Raw genomic sequence first — 15,564 nt, 5'->3', positions numbered from 1 at the left:
CCGTTTTGCTGTCCGGTCCCTGCCTCGGGTAAGCTCTCCGAGCCGGGTTGATGAGGGCGGAAACAAACTCTCGACCCAGTGAAATGCCTTTGGGGTATGGGGTAATTGGCAGCCCGTCTGATTCTGGTTCAGTTAGTCTAGGTTCGAGTCCTAGTACCCCAGCGGATTGGACCGCACCGGTGAAAATCGGTAGAGTTCAACCTCGTTGCCCGGCCCGTGAGGACCGGATGACACACCTCTGGCCCCGTTGTGTAGCGGCCTAGCACGCCGCCCTCTCAAGGCGGTAGCGCGGGTTCGAATCCCGTCGGGGCTACCAGAGTCGAGCGCCTCCCATCACTCGGTGGGGGGCGTTTTCGTTTGTCCGGCCGGCGCCTGCAGGGTCAGCGTGAATCGAGCACCGCCGGCGGGAGCTTCAGCGGCCGTCAGAGTGCTGTCGTGGCCGTGAGCAATTTCCCGTGCGATGGCCAGCCCTAGTCCTGCTCCGCCGGCGTCGCGGCTGCGCGCTTCGTCCAGCCGGGTGAACCGCTCGAACACCCGCTCGCGGTCCGCGGTCTTGATCCCGGCCCCATCGTCGTCGACCTGCAGTACGACGTACCCGGGCTGCTCCTCGATCCGCACGGTCACGGTGGTCCGGGCATGCCGCATCGCGTTGTCGATCAGGTTGCGGACCAGCCGATCCAGCTGCCGGGCGTCACCGTCGACGATCGCGGACTCGGCCGATTCGAACCCGAGGTCCGGCCCTTCGCCGAGGCGTCGGGCGAGCTGCCGCCGAACCAGCTCGGCGAGGTCGACGGGCGTGCGGGAGGTCGACCGATCGGCGTCGAGCCGCGCCATCAGCAGCAGGTCGTCGGCCAACTGCTGCAACCGGTGGATCTCGCGGACTGCGGCGTCGTTCACCTGACGCCAGTCCGCCCGGTCCGGATGCTCCCTGGCCACTTCCAAGGTGGTGCGCAGACTGGCGATCGGGCTGCGCAGTTCGTGTGCTGCATCGGCGACGAAGCCGCGCTGCTGCTCGGCGGCCGCCTCCAGCCGCGCGAGAGTGTCGTTCAGGGTCGTCGCGAGCCGGGCCACGACATCCCCGGTCGAGGGAACCGGCAGGCGCTCGTGGAGGTTCCGCTGACTGGTCGCCGCTGCCTGCGCTCGCATCCGCTCCACCGGCCGCAGCGCCAGCCGCGTCCCGAAGTAGGCACCGATCATGATCAGCAGCACCGCCAAGGGCAGCGTCCGCGCGAGCACCCGGTCCACCTCGGCGGCAGCCTCCTCGGCCTCGAATGGCAGCACGAACACCGAGACCACCACGCTTCGCCCCGGAGCGCTCCCTTCCTTGATCCTTTCCAACGGCACGATCTCCCGGCTCGTCCACAAGCGGCGGCCGGCCATTCCTCTGGCGACGTCGCAATAGGCAGGGGGCTGCCGGCTCGTGCACGGCGCGTTGAGCGGGAGGGCGCGAACGGTCACGAACCTGCTGTCGTTCTCCGGGGCGCCGGGGTGCGGGGCAGGCGCGATCGGAGTCCGGCCGAACGGGCCGAGAACCTGGCCCACCTCGAGGACCCGGCCCGAGTCGTCGATGATCTCGTAGGCCGCATCGACCGGCTGGAACGTCAGGTCAGCCTGCGGTCTGAGGGTCTTGTAGGTCCGCATCTCCTCCGCGAGCAGGCTCCGGTCCTGGTCGGCCTTCTGTTCGAGGGTGTGGTAGCGGGAGGTGTAGATCTGGTGGTGGATCCACACCGCGAAGCCGAGGGCGAGGAGCGCGGCGATCAGGCCTGCTACCAGGGCGGCGCGGGTGGCGGTCGAGACGCGGACGCTACGCATGGTGGCTGCCGGTGAGGCGATAGCCCATCCCGCGGACGGTCTGCAGCGTTTGCCGCCCGAACGGCTGGTCGATCTTGCGGCGCAGCGAGCTGACGTGCACCTCGACGACGTTCACGTCGCCGTCGTAGTTGGCGTCCCAGACCTGTTCGAGGATCTCACGCTTGGTGACGACCAGGTCGCGGCGCCGGGCCAGGCACTCGAGGATCGCGAACTCCCGGGCGGTCAGCTCGATCGTGCGCTCGCCCCGCCGGCAGGTCCGGGCGGCGGGGTCGAGGAGGAGGTCGCCGACCTCCAACGTGCCCTGGGCCGCGCCGCCCCGCCGCATCAGCGCGCGGATCCGCGCGACCAGGACGACGTACGAGAATGGCTTGGTGAGGTAGTCGTCGGCGCCGGTGTCCAGGCCTTCGGCCTCGTCGTACTCGCCGTCCTTGGCGGTCAGCATCATGATCGGTGTGCTGTGGCCGCTCTGGCGGAGGCTCTGGCACACCCGGTAGCCGTTGAGGCCGGGCAGCATCACGTCGAGGAGGATCGCGGCGTACGTGTTCTCGTCCGCAGCCCACAGCGCCTCGGGGCCGGTGTGTACGACGTCGACGGTGAAACCGTGCGACTCCAGGCCCCACTTCAACGCCGCCGCGAGTTGACGTTCGTCCTCAACTACCAAGAGCCGCACCCCTCAAGAGTCGCATGTCCTGCGGACCATCCTGAAGAAGTCTTCAGCTTGCTTCAGGCCCCCTTTGGCCGGTCGCTCCGATACTCCCGGCATGCTGCTCGTCGCACGTTCTCTCGCAGCGGTCGCGGACCGTCGCGCCCGGGCCTGGCCGTCCGGGATCCTGGCCGGTGGTTTCGCCGCCGCCTATTCCTGGTTTGCGTTGCAGCGGCACCGGGCGTACCGGTCGGGCGGTTTCGACCTCGGCATCTTCGACCAGGCGGTACGCAGCTACGCCCACGGCCGGCTTCCGGTGTCCACGGTCCGGGACCCGCAGCTGATCCTGCTCGGCGACCATTTCCACCCGATTCTGATCGTCCTGGCTCCGTTCTACCGGCTCTTTCCGGCGGCCGAGACGCTGCTGATCGCGCAGGCGCTGCTGTTCGCGGTCTCGGTGTTCCCCATCACCCGGCTCGCCTGTACGACGCTCGGCACCAGAGCCGGCCTGGTCATCGGGACCTGCTACGGCCTGTCCTGGGGCCTGCTGAACGCGATCACGTTCGACTTCCACGAGATCGCGTTCGCCGTGCCGCTGATCGCCTTCGCGCTGACCGAGTTTCTGTACGGCCGGCCCGGGAGAGCTGTCGCGATCGCCGCACCGCTGGTCCTGGTCAAGGAGGACCTCGGGCTGACGCTCGCCGTACTGGGGCTACTGCTCGCCTTGCGCCCGGCGACTCGCCAGCTCGGCCTGCTCACTGCCGCCGGTGGAACCGCGGCGTCGCTCCTCAGCGTCTTCGTCGTCATCCCGGCCTTCAGTGCCTACGGCAACTACCGCTACCTGGGAGCAGGCGGACTAAAGCCACCCGAGGCCGCCTTGGCCGGAGACTTCCTGTCCCCGGGCAAGTTGCACCTGGTGCTGCTTCTGCTGCTGCCGTCGCTGTTCCTGGCGCTGAGATCCCCATTGACGCTGCTGCTGTTGCCGACGCTGGCGTGGCGGCTGGGGAGCACCTACATCCTCTACTGGATCCCGACCTTCCACTACGACGCCGTACTGATGCCGATCCTGTTCTGCGCGCTCGTCCACAGCCTGACCCTGCTGCGACCGCACTGGATCGGCCGGCGTCGCCGCGTCGTACAGCCCGCGATCGTCACCGCGCTGGCAGCGGCCTGCGTGACGCTGTTCCTCCAGTCCTCGGCCGCACACGGACCAGGGCATCGGACCGCGTTCACCGCGGCGGCGGACCGGTTGATCGCGAAGATCCCGGACGGCGCCACGGTGAGTACGACGGACACGATCGCGCCGCATCTGACGTCGCGGACCGACGTGTATCTGCTCAAGGCCAACCGCGCGACCGAGTGGACGCTGGCGCCGTACGACAGTCCAGAGCTCAGGCTCCGGGGCGAGGTGGTTGTCCGTGACGGCGACCTGGTCCTGATGCGAGACACCGGGAAGGGGTGTCCATGTCTGTCGCGGTGATCGTGCCCTGCTACAACGAAGCGGCAGCGGTGCGGAAGGTGGTCACCGAACTCCGCGACTCGTTGCCGATGGCCCACATCTATGTGTACGACAACAACTCCACTGACGACACGGCGGCGATCGCGGCGGACGCAGGAGCGACCGTCCGGCATGTCGCCCGCAAGGGCAAAGGAAACGTGATCCGGCGTGCGTTCGCGGACATCGAGGCGGACGTGTATGTGCTGATCGACGGTGACGACACGTACGAGGCGGCGCGGGCGGCCGACCTGGTGCAGGTCCTCCTGGCCGGACCTTACGACCACGTCGTCGGCGTACGGCGGCACTCGAACGGGGCGGCGTACCGGCCCGGTCACGCGCTGGGGAATCAGATGCTGACCGGTGCCGTCGGGACGTTGTTCGGCCGGGACATCACCGACATGTTGAGTGGCTACCGTGCCTTCTCGCGGCGGTACGTGAAGTCGTTCCCTGCGCTGGCGCAGGAGTTCGAGATCGAAACGGAGCTGACGATCCACTCGCTGCATCTACGGGTCCCGGTGGCGGAGGTCGAGGTCGGGTACAAGGAGCGGCCGGAAGGTGGCGAGAGCAAGCTGCGGACCTATCGCGACGGGCTGCGGATCCTGCGATGGATTCTGCGGCTCGCGCGGCTCGAGCGGCCGACGTTGTTCCATGGCGTGCTCGCGGCGGTCCTCGGGGTGGTGGCGTCGGTGCTCGGCGCTCCCGTCGTACTGGAGTTTCTGCGGACCGGTCTGGTGCCGCGGTTCCCGACGGCGATCCTCGCGTCCTCGATCGGTCTGATTGCGATCCTCATGCTGGTGCTGGGCTATCTGCTCGACGCGATCGGCCGGAGCCGGCAGGACGCCGCGCGCTTGAGCTACCTGCGGTATCCGGCACCTACGCAAAGCAGGCGGGTCGGATGAGGCGGCACTGGCCCGCTCTGGTGGCCGCGATCGCGGCCGGTCTGACGTTCGTCGTGAGCGGGATCCTTCGGCACACGTATCCGTTCGGTGACGGGCCGCGGAGCACGAACGACCTCGGGCAGCAGGTCATCCCGATGTACGCGCACTACAGGGACATCCTGACCGGTCAGGGCGTCGGCGACCTCTTCTTCAACTGGTCGAGCGGGTACGGCGTGCCGTTCCTGGGCGACTTCATGGCGTACGTCGGCTCCACGCTGTCCTGGATCACCGTGCTGTTCCCGCGTGACCGGATCGACCTGGTGTTGTTCCTGGTGGACGTACTGGCGATCGGGCTCGCGGCCGGCGCGATGACGACGTACCTGCGTTGGCTGCGTCCGGGCCTGGTGTGGCTCGCGGTGATCGCAGGCGTGTCGTACGGCGCGTGCGGGTGGGCGATCGACGATGCGGCGTACATGAGTGTCTGGCTGAACGGGCTGGTCGCGTTCCCGTTGATCTGCCTGTTGTGCGAGTGGATCCTGCGTCGGCGGTCGGCTCTGCCACTACTGGTGACGCCGTTCGTCATCGCGCTGCTATGGACGTCGCACTTCTACACCGTCTACATGGCGACGATCGGTGCGGGGATCGTTGTGCTCGCGCGCCTGCTCGCGTACGACGCGACCGTGTCGTGGCGGCATCGGCTGACCGGTGCGGTGCGCTGCATCGTTGCCATGGGCCTCGGTATCGGGCTCGCGGCTCCGCTGCTGCTGCCGACGTTCGACGCGGTCCGTGCCGCCCGGCCGAGCCCGGATGCCGTGTTCACCCCGGTCCGCCCGGTCGTCTTCCTGGCCCGGCTGCTGCCCGGTAGTGAAGGAGTGGGAACGACGCCGGGGCTTGCGGTCGGCACCGTCATGTTGCTGCTGGCGGTGAGCTTTCCGTTCAACCGGCTGGTCGCGGCGCGCGAACGGATCGTATGGACGGCGACGGTGGCACTCACCATGGTCAGTCTGCAGGTCGGGATCACGCACGAGATCTGGCACGGCTTCGACGCTCCGAACGGAAGCCCGTATCGGCAAGCTTTCGTCGTCGCCGGGTTACTGGTGATCGTCGGCTGGATGTCCGCGGCCGCTGGGGTGCGGTCCGTGCTGACAGCCGCTGCAGCGGTCGGTGCGGTGCTGCTGCTGTACCTGGTGGCCTACAACGTCCGCTCCACGACAACACTGACGCATCGCGCCGTACCTGTGCTGGCCGTCGTTGCAGTCGCGGTGGGGTTGGCGAGTCGGTGGCCGGGATGGGTACGGCGTGGCGCGGTGGCGGTTCTCGTCCTCGCCGTACTGGCTGAGGTGTCGCTGGCGTCGGTGGCGATCGATGCGCGGCGGAGCAAGTTCCTGAGCGCGAAAGCGCCGTGGGGCGACGCGCACACTGCGCTGCGTTCACTGGTGCAGTCGGCGGAGGACTGGCCGACGTACCGCTCGGGGCCCGGAGCGGAGCAGACCGTCAACGACCCGATGCTGATCGGCGGGCAGGGTCCGCAGTACTACTCGAGCACGATGCCGGACCGGGTGGCGCAGCAGTTGGTGGACCTGGGGTTCGGATACAGCTCGTACGGTCGGGCCACGGTCGACCCGCGGAACCCGGTGGTCGACGCGATCTTCGCGACCGCGGCGCGCGTTGTCGGATCCGCGGCGGAGAAGTACGACGTACCTCCGTTGGTGACCGTGCGACCAGCAACGGCTTGGTCGTCGAACGATCCCGGACCGTTCGGGGCACAGGAGTCGGCTCTCGGTGCGGACGTCTACACCGTGCCAACGGTCCGCAGTGAGAAAGGTGCACGGTTGGTGGCCTCGTGCGCGCCCGGCTCGGAGGTGTGGTTCGCGGCGCCCAACCTCATCGGCGCGGTGCTGGTCGCCGGCCAAGGATGGGTCACCAATCTGTCCTCGAAGGTGAAGTCCCCGGGCGTCTATGCGGGTGCACCGATGCTTCGAGTCGGCACCGTAGGCCCGAACGGCGTCGTCGCCGTACCCATCCGCGTCGGCATCGGGGCGAAGCTCCCCGCCCAACCGATTGGTTGCCTCCACCCCGACAAGCTCCAAGGCGCCATCCACGAACTCAAGTCGACCCCAGCCGTGATCAACACGACCGGCCACGCCCTCGACATCCAGCTGCCTCCGAGTGGTACGGCGGCTGAGGTCGTCGTCGGAGTGATCTGGATCGACGGCTGGAACTGCTCGGTCGCCGGCGGCGCTGCCCGTCCGCCCGAGAGTCACGCAGGGCTGATCGCGGTACCGGTCGCGGCCGGTGTCTCCGAGGTGTCGTGCAGCTATCAGCCACCCGGTCTGCGCCTCGGCCTGGCGATCGCGGTGCTAGCGCTGCTAGCTCTGGTGCTGCTCGGAATCACCCGCAGGCGCTGGACATCGCGAAGTCTAACCGCTTAGAGTCTAAGCGCTTAGACCTCTCCTGCCTGTGGCTCTATCGTCTTAAGGAAAGGGGATCGCTGTGCGGCGAAACCTCTTCGCTCTTCCGGCCGTGGCAGTTGCCGCGGCCCTGCTGCTGGCCGGCTGCGGCGGCTCGTCGGACGACTCGTCCGGCACCGGCGCGACCGCCGATCCCGGTCCGGAGACCGGGACCATCACGTTCACGGGGACCGACAACGCCGAGACGTACCAGCCCGTGATCAAGGCCTTCGAGGCGAAGAACCCCGGGATCAAGGTGACCTATACCCAGATCCCGTTCGACCAGTTCAACGCGACCATGCAGCAGCGGCTGAGCGCGAAGGACACCGGGATCGACGTCTACACGGTCGACGAGCCGCGGGTCTCGCAGCTCGCCGCGAAGGGTTTCCTCACCGATCTCAGCGACCTCGACGCCAAGGTGAAGACGTCCTTCAACGCGACGGCGTACAAGACCAACCACTTCCGCGACAAGCTGTGGTCGTTGCCGATGTGGAACTCCACGCAGTTCCTCTTCTACAACAAGGCCGCGCTCGCCAAGGCGAAGGTGACGCCGCCGACCGCGGTCCCGGAGCAGCGCTGGACCTGGGAGCAGGTCGAGGCCGCCGGCCGGAAGGCGATGCAGTCGGGCGGCACGAAGTACGGCCTGTTCCTGGAACAGCCCGAGGCGTACTACCAGCTGCAGCCGCTGGCCGAGTCGCTCGGCGGCGGATCCGGCATCGAAGGCGACGACGCCCTCACCCCGGCGGTCGAGACCGACGGCTGGAAGAAAGCGATGCAGTGGTACGGCGCTACGTTCGCGAGCGGACTGTCGCCGCGCGGCATCGGCGGCTTCCAGACCGGCCCGGTGTTCGCGGCCGGTGACGTCGCGTTCTTCGTCGGCGGCCCCTGGGACCTGAAGATCTTCGGCAGCTCGAAGGTCGACTGGGGCGTCGCCCCGATGCCGTACTTCCAGGGCGGCAAGCCGGTCACGCCGACCGGTTCGTGGTCGCTCGGCATCAACCCGGCGTCCAAGCAGCAGGGGATGGCGCGCAAGTTCGTCGAGTTCGCGACGCTGGATGCGGCCGGCAACCTGGCCACCACGAGTACGACGACGATCATCCCGGCGAACCTCGAGGCGCAGAAGCAGTACACCCCACAGATGGACAAGTTCTCCGGTGCGAAGACAGCCGGCGCTGCCGCGATCACGACGTACGAGAGTGAGCACACTGCGGTGTCGCGGCCGGTGAGCGTCGGGTACATCCAGTTCGAGGAAGTCATGGGCAAGGCGTTCGCCGACATCCGCAACGGGACCGACCCGAACACCCGGTTGCAGGAGGCGACCAGGCAGCTGACCGACGCCTGGAAGTCGATCAAGTGAAGCAAAGGCAGGGGCTGATCGCCCTCGCCTTCCTGGCCCCGGCGTTGGTGTGTCTCGCCGTACTGCGGATCGTCCCGGCGATCTCGGCCGTGGTCGAGAGCTTCTACGCCGAGAGCCTGCTGCGCGGCGGGCGGGTGTTCGCGGGCCTGGGCAACTACACGGATCTACTGTCGAACCAGGACTTCCGGCAGTCGGTCGGTGTGACGCTGCTCTTCACCGTGCTGGTGAACCCGATCCAGGTCGCGGTCTCGTTCCTGCTCGCGGTCCTCTTCACCCAGCGGGCCGCAGGCGCGAAACTCTGGCGCACGCTCGTGATCCTGCCGATAGCCACCCCGCCTGCGGTGTCGGCAGTGATCTGGAGCGTCATCTACCGGCCGGACGGCCTCGCGAACGGCGTACTCGAACGGCTCGGTCTGCCTGCGCAGCCGTTCCTCACCTCGCCGAGTCAGGTGCTGCCGTCGCTGATCGTCCTGCTGTCCTGGATCGGCGTCGGGTACTGGATGCTGTTCCTGATCGCGGGCATCCAGGAGGTCCCGGAAGAGGTCCGCGAGGCCGCGCTGCTCGACGGCGCGGGCCCGTGGCGCCGGATGATCTCCGTCGTCCTTCCGCTCGTACGTCGTCCGCTGGCGTTCGTCCTGGTCGCCGACACGGTGTCGAACCTGCTCGTGTTCGCGCCGGTGCAGATCCTCACCAAGGGCGGACCGAACGGCAACAGCAACCTGCTGATGTACGACGTCTACAGCCGCGCGTACGCGATCGGCGACATCCACGTCGCGCAGGCCGAGGTCGTCATCCTGGTGGCGCTGACGCTGGCGATCGTGGCCGGGCAGTTCCGGCTGCTGCGAGGTGACCAGTGAAGCGGGTCAGCCTCTCGGTAGCCGGCGGTGTCGTCGGCATTCTGTTCTTCCTGCCGTTGCTCTGGGTCGTCACGAACTCGCTGCGCCCCGGCTCGGAGACCTTCGCCAACCTCAATCCGCTGTCTTGGCAGACGTTCCTCGAGCTGCGTCCCACTCTCACCAACTACTCGGCCCTGCTGAACAGCTCGATCGGCCGCGCGACGCTCAACTCGATCCTGGTCAGCGCGGCCACGGTCGTCATCGGACTGGCGGTCTGCGCGACCGCGGCGTTCGGGCTCGCGGCGTTCCAGTTCCGCGGCCGCGGGCTGGTGTTCGGCATCGTCGTACTGAGCTTCCTGGTGCCGTTCGACGCGATCGCGATCCCGCTGTCGACGATGTTCCGCGACTGGCACCTGACCAACACGTTCGCGGGTCTGGTGCTGCCGGGGATCGGCAACGGGATGGCGATCTTCCTGCTGCGGCAGTTCTTCCTCGGCATCCCGGCCGAACTGGTCGAGGCCGCCCGCCTCGACGGGCTGGGCTGGTTCGGGGTGTTCCGCTGGATCTACCTGCCGCTGTCGAAGCCCGCCCTGATCGGCGCCGGCCTGATGCTGTTCCTCTTCCAGTGGCAGGCGTACGTCTGGCCGCTGCTGATCGGCACCGACGCCAAGCACATCCTCGGCCCGGTCGCGCTGTCCAACCTGCAAGGCCAGAACTTCACCGACTACGGTCTCGTGTTCGCGGGCGCCGTGGTCCTCACCGTCATCCCGCTGGTGGTCATCGCCGGCTTCCAGCGGTACTTCGTCCAGTCCGTGTCAGGCACCGGGCTCAAGTAGGGAGATCTGTGCGATCCATCATTCTCGATACCGATATCGGCTCCGACGTCGACGACGCCATGGCTTTGGCCCAGCTCCTGGGCAGCCCGGACCTCGACCTCGTCGAGGTGCACACCGTGTACGGCGACACCCGGTTGCGGGCCCAGCTCGCCCGGCGGTACGGGGTACTCGCGGGCCGCGATCTGAGCGTCGTACCGGGTGCTGTGGAGACGTTGTCGGGGCGGGAGGTCTGGTGGGCCGGCCATGAGGGCACGCTGCACGACCACCTGGAGCAGGAGACGATCAGCGCGGACAGCGCGCCCGAACGGCTGGTAGCCCGGCTCCGCGAGCAACCTGGTGAGCTCGACGTGGCGGCGATCGGTCCGTTGACCAACGTGGCGGCCGCACTGGCCCTCGAACCGCAGGCGGCCTGGTGGATCCGGCACCTGTGGGTGATGGGCGGATCGTTCGGCGACGACGTGTGCGAGCACAATTTCAAGTCCGACGACGTGGCTGCGCAGGCCGTGCTGACCGCAGGCATCCCGACGACGATCACGGGGCTGGAGATCACCCAGCAGGTCACGATCGAGGCGGCGCGATTGGAGCGGATCCGCGCCGCCGGCCCGCTCGGTGCCGCGCTCGGGGCGGATATCGAGCAGTGGTGGGCGTACTGGAACGAGACGTGGAACGTGCCGCACGACCCGGTGGCGGTGCTCGCGTTGAGCCGCCCGGAACTGTTCACGTTCTCCAAGCTCGGACGAGTGTCGATCGAGGTCGGGGGAGAGCGGGCGGGGCACAGTACGTTCGCGCCTGCTGCGGAAGGCACCGTGCGGATCATCACCGCTGTGGAGGCCGAGCAGGTGGCCGAGGAGATCACGACACGGATCGTCGCGGCCGGGACGGCATACCCTGTGGCTCGTGGGGAGATCGATGGCGACCGCACGTGACGTCGCCGAGCGCGCCGGCACGTCCACCGCGGTCGTCAGCTACGTCTTCAACAACGGCCCCCGGCCCGTGTCGGCGGAGACCCGCCGCCGCGTGCTGGAGGCCGCGGCGGAGCTGGAGTACCGGCCGAACATCCTCGCCCGGGCGCTGAGCGCGGGACGCACGTACTCCCTCGGGCTGCTCATCCCGCAGATCCGCAACCCGTACTTCGCCACGCTCGCCGAACACCTGGAGAACTACGCACGGCAGCACGACCACCTGCTGCTGATCGGCGACTCGGCCGGCGATCCGGAGCAGGAGTCGGCCCATATCGGCTCGTTCATCGAACGCAAGGTCGACGGCGTCGTCCTCGTCTCGTTGCTCGTCGCCCCGGCGATCCGACGCTTCGCGACTGCCGGCGTACCCGTTGTCGCTCTGCATCCGGTGCCCGACGGGGTGACTGTTTCCACGCTCTCGATCGACTACGTCGCGGGCGCCGAGGCGTCGGCGGACCATCTGCTGTCCCACGGTTACCGGACCCTCGGCGTCGTCACCGGCCCCGAGGATTCACCCGGTACGGCGGAACACCGCAGGGGCATCGAACGCGCGCTGAAGGCGCATCCGCGGGCCTCGGCGCAGTACGTCGCCTCGCCCGTGTCACGGTTCGCCGCGCGGGACGCCGTACGGCCGTGGTTCAAGCAGAAGCGGCCGCCGCGGGCGATCTACTGCTCGACGGACGAGCAGGCGTTCGGCGTACTGTTCGCGGCCTGGGAAGCCGGGCTGCAGGTGCCGGACGACGTGGCCGTGATGGGTTTCGACGGCACCAGCGAGTGCACGGTGACGATCCCGCCGCTCGCCAGCGTCCGCCAGCCGATCGAGGAAACCGCGCGCCAGGCGGTCGAACTGTTGCTCGATCGCACCAACCCGCCGGCGGCCCGCCACGTCCTCGATTACCAGCTGATCCCCAACATCTCCTGCGGGTGCACCGAATCCGGGTAGCCTGGTGGAATGGCCGTCGAGTTCAATCACACCATCGTGGACTGCACCGACAAGGACGCCTCGGCGCGGTTCCTGGCCTACATCCTCGGGGTCGGTGAACCGAGCAGCTACGGGCCGTTCGCCGTGGTGCAGCTCGGGAACGGCACGACGCTCGACTTCGCCGAGGGCCACGGGCAGCCGCACCGGCAGCATTACGCCTTCCTGGTCTCCGAGGAGGAGTTCGACCAGATCCACGCCCGGATCGTCGACCGCGGGCTGACGTACTGGGCCGACCCCTTCCACCGCAGCGAAGGCGAGATCAACACCAACGACGGCGGCCGCGGCCTCTACTGGGACGACCCCGACGGCCACAACCTCGAAATCCTCACAGTGCCGTACGGCGGCTGGCGCTGAACTACTCGGACGCGCGGCGGAGGGCTTCGGAGAGGCGTTCCGCGGCTGCCATGACGGCGGGGGCGTGCATGCGGCCGGGCTGACGGGACAGGCGTTCGATCGGGCCGGACACCGACACAGCCGCGATCACCTTGCCGCTGGGGGAGCGGACCGGTGCAGAGACGGAGGCGACGCCCTGCTCGCGTTCGCCGACCGAGTGCGCCCAGCCGCGACGCCGTACGCCGGCCAGCGCGGCAGCGTTGAACGATGCGTTGTGCAGACCGCGGTGCATCCGCTCCGGGTCTTCCCACGCAAGCAGTATTTGAGCGGCCGACCCGGCCGCCATGGTCAGCTGGCTACCCACCGGGACGGTGTCACGCAGACCGGACGGACGCTCGGCCGCGGCGACGCACACCCGGTACTCACCCTGGCGGCGGAACAGCTGCGCCGACTCACCGGTGATGTCCCGCAGTCGCGCCAGTACCGGACCGGCGGTCGCGAGCAGCCGATCCTCACCGGCCGCGGAGGCCAACTCGCTGAGTCGCGGCCCGAGCACGAAGCGTCCCTGCATGTCGCGGCCGACCAGGCGGTGGTGCTCGAGCGCGACCGCCAGCCGGTGGGCCGTCGGACGGGCCAGACCCGTGGCCGCCACCAGACCGGCCAGGGTCGCCGGCCCGGACTCGAGGGCGGACAGTACGAGGGCCGCTTTGTCGAGAACACCGACTCCGCTAGAGTTGTCCATGAGACGATATTGCCGTCTCGAATCGTGGAACGCAAGTGGCTTCCGTGAGCTACACCGGAGCACTGTGAGCGAGAGCACTCCACTGTACAAATCTCAAAGGAGAGTCTGATGGGTAGGACGTTGTCGGAAAAGGTCTGGGATGCGCATGTCGTGCGCCATGCCGACGGAGAGCCCGACCTCCTCTACATCGACCTCCATCTGGTGCACGAGGTGACCAGTCCACAGGCGTTCGACGGCCTCCGGCTGGCGAACCGCCCGGTCCGGCGGCCGGATCTGACGATCGCCACCGAGGACCACAACGTCCCGACGTACGACGTGGACAAGCCGATCGCCGACCCGGTGTCGCGTTTGCAGGTGGACACGCTGCGCAAGAACGCCGAGGAGTTCGGTATCCGGATCCACACCCTCGGTGACCCCGACCAGGGCGTCGTACACGTGATCGGCCCGCAGTTGGGCCTGACCCAGCCCGGGATGACCGTGGTCTGCGGTGACAGCCACACCTCCACGCACGGCGCGTTCGGGGCGATTGCCTTCGGCATCGGTACCAGTGAGGTCGAGCACGTGCTCGCCACCCAGACGCTGATGCAAGCCCGGCCGAAGACGATGGCTGTCACGGTCGACGGCGTACTGCCCGACGGGGTCTCGGCCAAGGACCTGGTGCTGGCGCTGATCGCGCAGGTCGGCACCGGCGGCGGCCAGGGCTACATCGTCGAGTACCGCGGCGAGGCGATCCGTGCGCTGAGCATGGAAGCCCGGATGACGATCTGCAACATGTCGATCGAGTGGGGCGCGAAGGCCGGCATGATCGCGCCGGACGAGACCACGTTCGCGTACCTGAAGGACAAGCCGCACGCGCCGCAGGGCGTCGACTGGGAAGCCGCCGTCGAGTACTGGAAGAGCCTGGCCACCGACGCCGACGCCGCCTTCGACCGTGAGGTCGTGCTGCGCGCCGAGGACATCGCGCCGTTCGTCACCTGGGGCACCAACCCCGGCCAGGGCGTTCCGCTGTCCGCGACCGTGCCGTCGCCGGACGACTTCGACAACGAGAACGACAAGGTCGCCGCCGAGCGCGCCCTGGAGTACATGGGCTTGACCGCCGGTACGCCGCTGCGCGAGATCCACGTGGACACGGTGTTCCTGGGGTCCTGCACCAACGGCCGGATCGAGGACCTCCGCGCCGCCGCCGGCGTACTGGCCGGGCGGAAGGTTGCCGAGGGCACGCGGATGCTCGTGGTCCCGGGCTCCGGCCGGGTCCGGCTGGAGGCCGAGTCCGAGGGCCTGGACGCGATCTTCAAGGACGCCGGCGCCGAGTGGCGCGGCGCCGGATGCTCGATGTGCCTGGGCATGAACCCGGACCAGCTGGCCCCGGGGGAGCGCAGCGCCTCCACCTCGAACCGCAACTTCGAAGGCCGTCAGGGCAAGGGCGGCCGCACCCACCTGGTGTCGCCGCTGGTCGCCGCCGCGACCGCTGTCACCGGAACGCTCGCCGCTCCGGCGGACCTGCCGCCCGTCGCCGTCCCCGCGAACGCCTGAGGAGCAAAGGAAACATGGACGCCTTCACCCAGCACATCGGTACGGCGGTTCCGCTGCGCCGCAGCAACGTCGACACCGACCAGATCATCCCGGCCGTGTACCTGAAGCGGGTCACCCGGACCGGCTTCGAGGACGGGCTGTTCGCGGCCTGGCGCAACGATCCTTCCTTCGTCCTCAACCAGCCCGAGTACGACGGTGTCTCGGTGCTCGTGGCGGGACCGGACTTCGGCACCGGGTCCTCCCGGGAGCACGCGGTCTGGGCCCTGCTCGACTACGGGTTCCGGGTCGTCGTGTCGTCGCGGTTCGGCGACATCTTCCGCGGCAACTCGGGCAAGGCCGGTCTGCTCGCGGCCCTGGTGACGCAGGACGTCGTGGAGCAGCTGTGGACCGCGATCGAGGCCGACCCGGGGACCAAGGTCACGGTCGACCTGGAGAACAAGACGATCTCGGCCGGTGACGTCTCGGCGCCCTTCGAGATCGACGACTACACGCGCTACCGGCTGCTGAACGGTCTGGACGACGTCGGCATCACCTTGTCGCACGCGGACGAGATCTCTGCCTACGAAGCGACCCGGCCGTCCTTCAAGCCGGCGACGCTGCCCGCGAAGGCCTGAAGCTCCACCAGAGTTAGCGCCCCCGTAACGTTTGGCCGGTCGGGGGCGATAACTCGGGTGTTACCCTTGCGTGGTTGTCAGAACAAGGCTT

Annotated in this window: 14 protein-coding genes and 2 tRNA genes; 13 read left to right on the top strand and 3 right to left on the bottom strand. The window is 68.4% G+C overall.

The window, feature by feature from the left end; translation table 11 throughout:
- Positions 1-90 precede the first annotated feature (90 nt).
- Positions 91-162, top strand: a tRNA-Gln gene (locus OHB24_RS41115).
- Between the two features lie 78 nt (positions 163-240).
- A tRNA-Glu gene (locus tag OHB24_RS41110) sits at positions 241-316 on the top strand.
- Between the two features lie 17 nt (positions 317-333).
- Here OHB24_RS41110 and OHB24_RS41105 read toward each other — a convergent pair.
- Positions 334-1,812, bottom strand: a complete 1,479-nt coding sequence (locus OHB24_RS41105) for a sensor histidine kinase (protein ID WP_327636384.1) — start codon at positions 1,810-1,812, stop codon at positions 334-336.
- Complete coding sequence (locus tag OHB24_RS41100; protein ID WP_327636383.1) at positions 1,805-2,482, bottom strand: response regulator transcription factor; 678 nt, start codon at positions 2,480-2,482, stop codon at positions 1,805-1,807. Before OHB24_RS41100 ends, OHB24_RS41105 begins: the two co-directional genes overlap by 8 nt.
- A gap of 91 nt (positions 2,483-2,573) precedes the next feature.
- Between OHB24_RS41100 and OHB24_RS41095 the strand changes: the two genes are divergently transcribed.
- From OHB24_RS41095 to OHB24_RS41055, 9 genes are all read left to right on the top strand, one after another.
- Positions 2,574-3,935 (top strand): DUF2079 domain-containing protein, encoded by a 1,362-nt coding sequence (locus OHB24_RS41095; protein ID WP_327636382.1) that lies wholly within the window; start codon positions 2,574-2,576, stop codon positions 3,933-3,935.
- The gene (locus OHB24_RS41090) at positions 3,920-4,852 is read left to right on the top strand and encodes a glycosyltransferase (RefSeq protein ID WP_327636381.1); all 933 of its coding nucleotides are present in this window, start codon (positions 3,920-3,922) and stop codon (positions 4,850-4,852) included. Before OHB24_RS41095 ends, OHB24_RS41090 begins: the two co-directional genes overlap by 16 nt.
- Positions 4,849-7,263 (top strand): YfhO family protein, encoded by a 2,415-nt coding sequence (locus tag OHB24_RS41085; protein WP_327636379.1) that lies wholly within the window; start codon positions 4,849-4,851, stop codon positions 7,261-7,263. Before OHB24_RS41090 ends, OHB24_RS41085 begins: the two co-directional genes overlap by 4 nt.
- A 61-nt stretch (positions 7,264-7,324) precedes the next feature.
- Positions 7,325-8,638: a sugar ABC transporter substrate-binding protein gene (locus OHB24_RS41080; RefSeq protein ID WP_327636378.1), complete on the top strand. Its 1,314-nt coding sequence runs from the start codon at positions 7,325-7,327 to the stop codon at positions 8,636-8,638.
- Positions 8,635-9,495: a carbohydrate ABC transporter permease gene (locus OHB24_RS41075; protein ID WP_327636377.1), complete on the top strand. Its 861-nt coding sequence runs from the start codon at positions 8,635-8,637 to the stop codon at positions 9,493-9,495. The genes OHB24_RS41080 and OHB24_RS41075 overlap by 4 nt, the downstream gene beginning before the upstream one ends.
- Positions 9,492-10,310 (top strand): carbohydrate ABC transporter permease, encoded by an 819-nt coding sequence (locus tag OHB24_RS41070; RefSeq protein ID WP_327636376.1) that lies wholly within the window; start codon positions 9,492-9,494, stop codon positions 10,308-10,310. The genes OHB24_RS41075 and OHB24_RS41070 overlap by 4 nt, the downstream gene beginning before the upstream one ends.
- A gap of 8 nt (positions 10,311-10,318) precedes the next feature.
- Positions 10,319-11,236 (top strand): nucleoside hydrolase, encoded by a 918-nt coding sequence (locus OHB24_RS41065; protein ID WP_327636374.1) that lies wholly within the window; start codon positions 10,319-10,321, stop codon positions 11,234-11,236.
- Positions 11,220-12,212 (top strand): LacI family DNA-binding transcriptional regulator, encoded by a 993-nt coding sequence (locus tag OHB24_RS41060; RefSeq protein ID WP_327636373.1) that lies wholly within the window; start codon positions 11,220-11,222, stop codon positions 12,210-12,212. The genes OHB24_RS41065 and OHB24_RS41060 overlap by 17 nt, the downstream gene beginning before the upstream one ends.
- Before the next feature lie 9 nt (positions 12,213-12,221).
- Positions 12,222-12,605, top strand: coding sequence for a VOC family protein (locus OHB24_RS41055; protein WP_327636372.1), 384 nt, complete (start codon positions 12,222-12,224; stop codon positions 12,603-12,605).
- Between the two features lies 1 nt (position 12,606).
- On the opposite strand, the gene OHB24_RS41050 is transcribed toward OHB24_RS41055, so the two are convergent.
- The gene (locus tag OHB24_RS41050) at positions 12,607-13,326 is read right to left on the bottom strand and encodes an IclR family transcriptional regulator (RefSeq protein ID WP_130387568.1); all 720 of its coding nucleotides are present in this window, start codon (positions 13,324-13,326) and stop codon (positions 12,607-12,609) included.
- A gap of 108 nt (positions 13,327-13,434) precedes the next feature.
- On the opposite strand from OHB24_RS41050, the gene leuC reads away from it, so the two are divergent.
- Complete coding sequence (leuC, locus tag OHB24_RS41045) at positions 13,435-14,859, top strand: 3-isopropylmalate dehydratase large subunit (RefSeq protein WP_327636371.1); 1,425 nt, start codon at positions 13,435-13,437, stop codon at positions 14,857-14,859.
- 14 nt (positions 14,860-14,873) lie between these two features.
- The gene (gene leuD, locus OHB24_RS41040) at positions 14,874-15,473 is read left to right on the top strand and encodes a 3-isopropylmalate dehydratase small subunit (RefSeq protein WP_327636370.1); all 600 of its coding nucleotides are present in this window, start codon (positions 14,874-14,876) and stop codon (positions 15,471-15,473) included.
- The last annotated feature ends 91 nt before the right edge of the window (positions 15,474-15,564 follow it).

It is taken from the genome of Kribbella sp. NBC_00482 (assembly GCF_036013725.1).
Lineage (GTDB): Bacteria > Actinomycetota > Actinomycetes > Propionibacteriales > Kribbellaceae > Kribbella.
The sequence above is the reverse complement of the archived record's forward strand: the minus strand, read 5'-3'. Positions and strand labels throughout refer to the sequence as shown.